The organism is Pseudomonas putida (assembly GCF_028682395.1).
Taxonomy (GTDB): Bacteria; Pseudomonadota; Gammaproteobacteria; order Pseudomonadales; family Pseudomonadaceae; genus Aquipseudomonas; species Aquipseudomonas putida_AB.
This window is the reverse complement of record NZ_JANHLC010000026.1, coordinates 1-1,231: the sequence shown is the minus strand read 5'-3', so window position 1 is coordinate 1,231 and position 1,231 is coordinate 1. Positions and strand designations below refer to the sequence as shown.

Annotated in this window: 1 protein-coding gene; it reads left to right on the top strand. The window is 53.5% G+C overall.

Annotation, left to right across the window (positions count from 1 at the left end; all coding sequences use genetic code 11):
* The first annotated feature begins 62 nt into the window (after positions 1–62).
* A protein-coding gene (locus NPS46_RS25055) for an IS3 family transposase (RefSeq protein ID WP_086008206.1) occupies positions 63–1,213 on the top strand; the annotation gives its coding sequence in 2 pieces (ribosomal slippage) (positions 63–297 and positions 297–1,213; 1,152 coding nt in all).
* The last annotated feature ends 18 nt before the right edge of the window (positions 1,214–1,231 follow it).

The window sequence follows — 1,231 nt, the reverse complement described above, 5'->3', positions numbered from 1 at the left end:
TGAATCGCCCTGGGTTTCGTAGACACCTCCATGCCTTAAACTGAGGCCAATCAGGAGGTGCCATGAGCAACCCACGTTATCCCGAAGAATTCAAAATCCAAGCGGTCAATCAAGTGACCGAAAAGAAGCTGCCTGTCGCTGATGTGGCGGCGCGTCTTGGCGTGTCGTCGCATAGCCTCTATGCCTGGATAAAGCGCTACAGCAAACCTCAGGCAGAACGGCAGCAAGACGATGATCAGCACGCGGAACTGCGGCGTCTGCGAGCCGAACTCAAGCGGGTCACCGAAGAGCGAGACATCTTAAAAAAGGCGGCCGCGTACTTTGCCAAGGAGTGCGGTTGAAGTACGCCTTTATCAAGCAGCGAGCGGGCGACTATTCCATTCGGCGGCTTTGCCTGACGCTGAAAGTCCATCCCAGTGGTTATTACGCTTGGTTGTCTGAGCCGCAATCTGCACGCGCTAAAGACGACCAACGATTGCTGGGTTTGATCAAGCATTCATGGCTGGAGAGCGGCGGTGTTTATGGCTATCGCAAAATTCATGACGATCTGCGCGAGGTCGGTGAGGATTGTGGTCGGCATCGTGTGGCGAGGCTTATGCGTCTTGAAGGTCTGCGCTCTCAGACAGGGTATCGACGCCGCCCTGGCAAGTACGGCGGTAAGCCAGCGGTCGCCTCACCCAATTTGCTGAAGCGCCAGTTCGATGTCGTAGAACCCAACAAAGTTTGGGTCACCGACATCACCTACATTCGCACGTATGAAGGCTGGCTGTATTTGGCGGTCGTGCTGGATCTGTTTTCTCGTCAGGTCGTCGGCTGGTCAATGAAATCGCAGATGACCAGTGATTTGGCCATTGATGCGTTATTGATGGCGGTTTGGAGGCGAAAACCGAAACAGGAGGTGATGGTTCACTCCGACCAGGGCAGTCAGTACAGCAGCTCCGATTGGCGCAGTTTTTTGAAAGCGAACAATTTGGTTGCCAGCATGAGTCGCCGAGGCAACTGTCATGACAACGCCGTGGCCGAGAGCTTTTTCCAGCTTCTAAAGCGGGAACGGATCAAGCGGAAAATCTATTCCACGCGCGAAGATGCTCGTAGTGATGTGTTCGATTACATCGAGATGTTCTACAACGCAAAACGCCGGCATGGTTTCAACAATCAACTGTCACCGGTAGAGTTTGAAAAGCGTTACGCAATGAGCTTGCAAGGTGTCTAGAGAATCCGGGGCGATTCA